At 72.1% G+C, this 7070-nt stretch carries 5 protein-coding genes; 1 reads left to right on the top strand and 4 read right to left on the bottom strand.

What is annotated here, in order from left to right:
* Positions 1-1701, bottom strand: a 1701-nt coding sequence (locus AB0N06_RS05135; protein WP_366133324.1) for a DUF6350 family protein, incomplete at its 3' end; no start/stop codon positions are given.
* 116 nt (positions 1702-1817) lie between these two features.
* Here AB0N06_RS05135 and AB0N06_RS05130 point away from each other — a divergent pair.
* Positions 1818-3017, top strand: a complete 1200-nt coding sequence (locus AB0N06_RS05130) for a sigma factor-like helix-turn-helix DNA-binding protein (RefSeq protein WP_366133331.1) — start codon at positions 1818-1820, stop codon at positions 3015-3017.
* 106 nt (positions 3018-3123) lie between these two features.
* Here AB0N06_RS05130 and sucD read toward each other — a convergent pair whose 3' ends face one another.
* From sucD to AB0N06_RS05115, 3 genes are all read right to left on the bottom strand, one after another.
* On the bottom strand, positions 3124-4008 hold the full coding sequence (sucD, locus tag AB0N06_RS05125) for a succinate--CoA ligase subunit alpha (RefSeq protein WP_037688208.1): 885 nt from the start codon (positions 4006-4008) through the stop codon (positions 3124-3126).
* Between the two features lie 21 nt (positions 4009-4029).
* Entirely contained in the window at positions 4030-5211 is a 1182-nt protein-coding gene (sucC, locus tag AB0N06_RS05120; protein WP_037688206.1) for an ADP-forming succinate--CoA ligase subunit beta, read from the bottom strand.
* 651 nt (positions 5212-5862) lie between these two features.
* Positions 5863-7005: a VWA domain-containing protein gene (locus tag AB0N06_RS05115; RefSeq protein ID WP_366133330.1), complete on the bottom strand. Its 1143-nt coding sequence runs from the start codon at positions 7003-7005 to the stop codon at positions 5863-5865.
* Positions 7006-7070: the final 65 nt, after the last annotated feature.

Here is a 7070-nt window from a genome sequence, read left to right as displayed (position 1 = left end):
ACACGCCCCCGCCCCCCCCCCCCCCCCGGCCCCCCCGCCCCGGGCGCCGCCCCCCCACGGCGTTTCCGGCTCCGCCAGGAGCGGGGCCCAGGAGGAATCCTCAACCGCTCGCCCGCGCCACGGATCGGTCGGCAGGAAGTCGTACGCGTCCCGGCCCGCGTGTTCCTCGTTGCGGAACGCGGAGGCGCGTGTGGGGGTGCGCACCGAAGCAGGCGCGGTCGCGGAAGGCTGCACGGAGCCTGCTCCAGTCGCAGATCCGGTTCCGGCCTCCGTGCCGGCAGCCGCGTCCTCGCCCCCGGACCCGCGCCGCGGGCGCCACCACCGTCGCCGCTCCTCGCCCAGCCGCCCGGGCACCTCCGCATCGGCCACCCCAGGTACGGCGGGGGCCACCGTTTTCTCCGCCGTCTCGGCGCTGTCCCCCTCGCTGCCGGACCCCCGCAGCCGCCACGCCCTCAGCAGCAGCGCCCCCGGCACACCGAGCAGTGCCGTCCACGCCACCGCCACCGCCCCGGTCAGCCACCACACCGGGCCGAACTCCGCCAGCGCCCCGGTCCCCAGCGAACCGCCCGCCGCCGCGGTCAGCACCGCCGTGCAGGTGCCGCATCCCAGCGCGGCCAGGGCAGCCGTCAGCGCGGTCCCCCGCAGGCCCCACGCCGGCTGCTCCCCCACACCACGGGCGGGCGCTGCCCTCCGTACGGTGAACCAGGCGATCGTCATCCCGGCCGCGACCGGTACCGCCGCGGCCGCCCAGTTCGGAGCCGTTCCGGTTCCGTGGGCGGGGACCGCCGCCAGCAGCGGGAAGTTAGGCAGGGCCGGTCGCCCGGTGAAGGCGAGCGGGGTGACCGTGGACGCCGTACCGAGGGCGAATCCTGGCCCCATCCCGTACGCGGCACCCCACATCGCCGCGTTCGGCACGAGCACCAGCGCCAGCAGCAGGACCGCGGCCCGGCCCGCCCAGTCGCCGGACAGCCCGAAGAACGAGTCCCGAACCGCCTGCTCATGCCACACCAGGGCCACCGCGACGAGCAGCGCCCCGCCACCCAGCAGCACCGCCGTCCCGGCCACCGCCGACCGGAGCACCGCGTCCGCCCGCTCCACGAACCGGGACCGTGCCAGCGCCTCGCGCAGCCGCTCCGGCGCCCGGGCCGGCGGCGGCCCGATCGGGCGCCCGGCCGCCGCCCACACCCCGGCGGCTGCCCCACCCGCCACCACGGGAGCCATCGGGAACAGAAGCGAGCTCGGCTGCGCGAACATCGGCCCGCCCTTCGCATAGAGGGCGATCGCCGCTGCGACCAGCAGATATCCCGACGTCACCAGGCAGAAGGCGCTCGCGCCCGACGGCGGGGTGCGCCCCTCGTCCGGCTCCATCACGTCGCGGGCGGCCCGGTGCACCAGCCACACCAGCACCCCGGTGAGCAGCAACGGGACGATGCCGACGGGGGCGGGGGCGCCGCTGAGGGTGTCGGTCCTGACGAGTGCCGCGCCGTGTGCCAGCAGCCAGATCCCGGCCGCCGCGTGGACAGCCCCGCCGGGACCGCCGTCGGGGGTCGGGGAGCTGATCCACACCACCAGGGCGAGAACGGCGAGCGAGCCGAGTCCCAGCCCCGCGGCGAGCACTCCCCGCACAAAGGCGGATGCCAGTACGGCGGTCCTTCCCTGCTCTACCGAGAGCGACGGGGTGCGTTCGGTCTTGTGGATCACACCGCAATGCTCCCAACGACACGCACTTAATCCATGTAACGGGCGATTAGCCGCTGTGTCGCCCAATATACGGTTATGTACATTTCCATCCCGTGGCGGCCTGCCGGGGCTTCCTCATGACCCGGGGCGCCACCGACACGGCCTCCTTCCCTCTGCCCTCCCCGAAGGAGCTGCGCCGACTGCGTGAGGCGAAGTCATTGAGTGAGGAGCAGGTCGCCGCAGCCGTGGGCGTCACCCCGGCCACGGTCCGGTCCTGGGAGGCGGGCCGCGCCAGCCCTCGGGGACGGAAGCGTGTGGCGTACGCACAGCTGATCGGCACGGGCGGCACGGAGGCGCGGGGCACCTCGGAAGGCCCCCCTCCGGGCGCCCGCGGCGAGCGGGCCGGCCTGACGAAGCCGCCGTCGTCCCCGGCACCGGCAGCAGCAGGAACGTCAGCAGGAGCGGCGGAAACGGCGCGGACGGACGAGCCGCCGGCCGGCAACCAGCCGGGCGCCGTACCCGCCCTCACGCCCGCCGAGGCATTCGACGCCCTGTACTCGAAGAACGCCGCCGCCCTCTTCCGCCAGACGTTCCTGCTGACCGGGCGCCGGAACCTCTCCAGGGAGGCCGTCGAGCGGGCCTTCGAGCAGGCCTGGCAGCGCTGGCCCGAGGTCGCGGTGGACCGGGACCCCGCGGGCTGGGTACGGGCGGCCGCATACGAGTACGCGGTGTCGCCCTGGCACCGGCTGCGCCGGGCGCACCGCCACCCCGACCCGCCGCCCGCCGCCCCCGGCGCGGGTGCCCTGCTCGAGGCGCTGCTCGACCTGCCGCCGTCCTACCGTCGCACCCTGCTGCTCTACGACGGTGTCGGCCTGGACCTGCCCGAGACCGCAGCGGAGACAGAGGCGAGCACCCCGGCGGCTGCGAGCCGGCTGATGAACGCGCGTGCCGCGGTGGCCGAGCAGGTGCCCGAGCTGGCGGAACCCTCGTGGCCCACCGGACAGTCGACGCTCCTGCACGAGCAACTGGGCGCGCTCGCCCTCACTCAGCCGGTGGCCGCGATGCCCGGGCCCCGTGCGATCCGTGACGGAAGCGAGCACAAGGCCAGACTCTGGACGCGGGCAGCCATTGCCCTGACGGCCCTGATCGCCGGGATCGCACTGATCACCATGGTGACGCCTCCGGCGCGGTACGGGAGTCCGCCCGCCGAGCGGGTCGGCGGCGTGCCTCCCCGCAGTGGTCCTCAGAGGCTGACTCCACAGGACCTCACGCTGCAGAAGAAGCTCCACGAAGAGCTCGTCCGTGGCCCGGCGCGGCTGGTACCGGACCTGAGGTGACTCCAGCGCGCTCCGGCCGGCGCACAGGAAAACGGCGCGGGCCCGTACCCCGGGGAGGGGTACGGGCCCGCGCCGTCTGTGCGGAGGCAGACCCGCGAAGAGGTGATCAGGCGCCGAGGATCTCGCGCGCCAGCTTGGCGGTCTCGGTCGGCGTCTTGCCGACCTTGACGCCGGCGGCCTCGAGGGCCTCCTTCTTCGCCTGGGCGGTGCCGGAGGAGCCGGAGACGATGGCGCCCGCGTGGCCCATGGTCTTGCCCTCGGGGGCGGTGAAGCCCGCGACGTAACCGACGACCGGCTTGGTGACGTTCTTCGCGATGAAGTCCGCCGCACGCTCCTCGGCGTCGCCGCCGATCTCGCCGATCATGACGATCAGGTCGGTCTCGGGGTCGGCCTCGAACGCCGCGAGGGCGTCGATGTGCGTCGTACCGATGATCGGGTCGCCACCGATGCCGACGGCGGACGAGAAGCCGATGTCACGGAGCTCGTACATCATCTGGTAGGTCAGCGTGCCGGACTTCGACACGAGACCGATGCGGCCGGGCTTGGTGATGTCGCCCGGGATGATGCCGGCGTTGGACTGGCCGGGGGTGATCAGGCCGGGGCAGTTCGGGCCGATGATCCGGGTCTTGTTGCCCTTCGAACCGGCATACGCCCAGAAGGCGGCCGAGTCGTGGACGGCGATACCCTCGGTGATCACGACGGCGAGGGGGATCTCGGCGTCGATCGCCTCGACGACGGCGGCCTTCGCGAAGGCCGGCGGCACGAAGAGGACGGACACGTCGGCGCCGGTCTTCTCCATCGCCTCGGCGACGGAGCCGAAGACGGGTACCTCGGTGCCGTCGAAGTCGACGGTCGTGCCGGCCTTGCGCGGGTTCACGCCGCCGACGATGTTGGTGCCATCGGCCAGCATGAGCTTGGTGTGCTTCATGCCGGTGGCACCGGTCATCCCCTGGACGATGACCTTGCTGTCCTTGGTGAGGAAGATAGCCATGGTGTTGGAGTCCCTCGTCCCTTACTTCGCAGCCGCGGCGAGCTCGGCGGCCTTGTCGGCCGCGCCGTCCATGGTGTCCACACGCTGCACCAGCGGGTGGTTGGCGTCGGAAAGGATCCTGCGACCCAGCTCCGCGTTGTTGCCGTCGAGGCGCACGACCAGCGGCTTGGTGACCTCTTCGCCCTTGCTCTTGAGCAGTGCAAGAGCCTGGACGATGCCGTTGGCGACCTCGTCGCACGCGGTGATGCCACCGAAGACGTTGACGAAGACGGACTTGACGTCCGGGTCACCGAGGATGATCTCCAGGCCGTTCGCCATGACCTCTGCGGAGGCGCCGCCACCGATGTCGAGGAAGTTGGCGGGCTTCACGTTGCCGTGGTTCTCACCGGCGTACGCGACGACGTCCAGGGTCGACATGACCAGACCGGCACCGTTACCGATGATGCCGACCTCGCCGTCGAGCTTGACGTAGTTGAGGTTCTTGGCCTTGGCGGCAGCCTCGAGCGGGTTGGCTGCGTCCTTGTCCTCGAGGGCCTCGTGGCCGGGCTGACGGAAGTCGGCGTTCTCGTCGAGAGACACCTTGCCGTCCAGCGCCAGGACGTCGCCGGAGGCGACCTTGGCGAGCGGGTTGACCTCGACGAGGAGTGCGTCCTCGGCGACGAAGGTGTCCCACAGCGTCACCATGACCTCGGCGACCTTCTCGGCCACCTCGGCCGGGAACTTCGCCTGGGCGACGATCTCGCGGGCCTTCTCGATCGTGACACCGGTGTTGGAGTCGACCGGGACCTTCGCGAGGGCCTCGGGGGTCTTCTCCGCGACCTCCTCGATGTCCATGCCGCCCTGCACCGAGGCCATGGCCAGGAAGGTGCGGTTGGTGCGGTCGAGGAGGTACGAGACGTAGTACTCCTCAAGGATCTCCGGCGCGGTCTCGGCGATCATCACCTTGTGGACCGTGTGGCCCTTGATGTCCATGCCGAGAATGTCGGTCGCCCGGGCGACCGCCTCGTCGGGGGTGGCGGCCAGCTTGACGCCGCCGGCCTTGCCGCGGCCGCCGACCTTCACCTGCGCCTTGACGACAGACTTGCCGCCCAGCCGCTCGGTCGCCTCGCGGGCTGCCTCAGGCGTGTCAATGACTTCACCGGCCAGCACCGGTACACCGTGCTTGGCGAAGAGGTCCCTCGCCTGGTACTCGAACAGGTCCACGCGCGTCCGTCCCTTTTCAGTGGTCTCGCGGTTCGTTTTCAGCGTGGGCGTGCCGCGAGGGGCAACGTGACTGCTCGGTCACAAGGAAGGCGCACACGGTTACCGAGTACGCGGCATGTCCATCTCGCAGGTTATCCCCGAGCTCCGCATGACCCTAAATCGCAGATCGCACCTGGGCGGTGATTACGGTCACAGATCGCGCCGGGGGCCGGGTCGCAGTGGACGAAACGGCGCGGCCCGTGCCGGTGGAGCGGGGGCGGCCCGTGGCCGGGCGGAGCCCACGGTCGGGACGCGGTGGTCCGGACACGGCGGGGATCCGCCCTGCCGCGGGCCGGGAGAGGCACTCGGCGCTGCGAGAGGTCTCAGATCTCCCGGGCCGGATACTCCGGAGCGGTGAAGGCGGCCACCGCGTCGCTCGGACAGGCGGGAGCGATCGGGTCCGGCCCGCCTGTCCGAGCGACGCCGTGCTCGACGGCCGGACGGGCGTCGCGCCCGGCCCGCGCACCGGGCGCGGGCCGGAGACTGGACGGACAGCTGCTGCCGTCCCGTCGGAGTAAGACCGACCGGAAGGGCGCGGACTGCGGGACGCGGTCCTCCGCGGGCGACGGGACGATACGTGCACGACCTTCCCGGGCGGACGCGAGTCCCTTGTTACTGATGGGTCTCCTTGTCCGGTACGGGCAGTGGCCTCTTCTCCAGTGCCGCGGCCATCACCTCCGGAAAGAGGTCCGGGGTGCACGCGAAAGCCGGTGCTCCGAGCGCGCCGAGCGCCGCCGCGTGCTCGCGGTCGTAGGCGGGCGCGCCCTCGTCGGACAGGGCGAGCAGCGTCACGAACTGCACGCCGGACGCCTTCATCGCCGCCACCCGCTTCAGCATTTCGTTGCGGATGCCGCCTTCGTAGAGGTCGCTGATGAGAACCACGACGGTGTCGGCGGGCCGGGTGATCTGGGACTGGCAGTAGGCGAGCGCCCGGTTGATGTCCGTGCCGCCGCCGAGCTGGGTGCCGAAGAGTACGTCGACGGGGTCGTCGAGCTGCTCGGTGAGGTCGACGACAGCCGTGTCGAAGACGACGAGCCTGGTCCGCAACGTACGCATGGAGGCGAGCACCGCGCCGAAGACGGAGGCGTAGACGAGGGAGGCGGCCATCGACCCCGACTGGTCGATGCAGAGGACGACATCCTTCTTCACCGCCTGCGCGGCGCGTCCGTAGCCGATGAGCCGCTCGGGAACAACCGTGCCGGCCCCGTCCCCGCCAGGAAGCAGGAGATAGTTCTTGAGGTTGGCCCGGATCGTGCGGTCCCAGTCGATGTCGTGGTGTCGCGGCCGGTTGATCCTCGCCGAGCGGTCGAGTGCGCCGGTCAGCGTGGCCCGGGTGCGGGTGGCGAGCCGCTTCTCCAGGTCGTCGACCACCTTGCGCACGACGGCTCGTGCCGTCTCCTTCGTCGTCTCGGGCATCGCCTTGTTGAGCGAGAGGAGCGTTCCGACCAGGTGGACGTCCGCCTCGACGGCCTCCAGCATCTCCGGCTCCAGCAGCAGCGCGGAGAGACCGAGCCGGTCGATCGCGTCGCGCTGCATGACCTGGACGACGGAGCTGGGGAAGTACGTGCGGATGTCGCCGAGCCAGCGGGCGACGGACGGGGCGGAGGCGCCGAGTCCGGCCGAGCGCTCGGTCCCGCCGCAGCCGCCGGCCCTGCCCCCGCCGCCGTACAGGGCGTTCAGCGCACCGTCCATCGCGGCGTCCTGTCCGGTCAGGGTGCACCCGGTGGTCTCGGCGCTGTCCGCGCCCAGCACCATGCGCCACCGCCGGAGCCGTTCGTCCTGCGCCGCGCCCCGCCCGGCGGCGCCCGGCCGCTCCGCGT

Origin of the sequence: Streptomyces sp. NPDC051020 (genome assembly GCF_040683105.1) — a bacterium.
Classification (GTDB): Bacteria; Actinomycetota; Actinomycetes; order Streptomycetales; family Streptomycetaceae; genus Streptomyces.
Note: the sequence above shows the minus strand (reverse complement) of the source record. Positions and strands in the feature narration are given on the sequence as shown.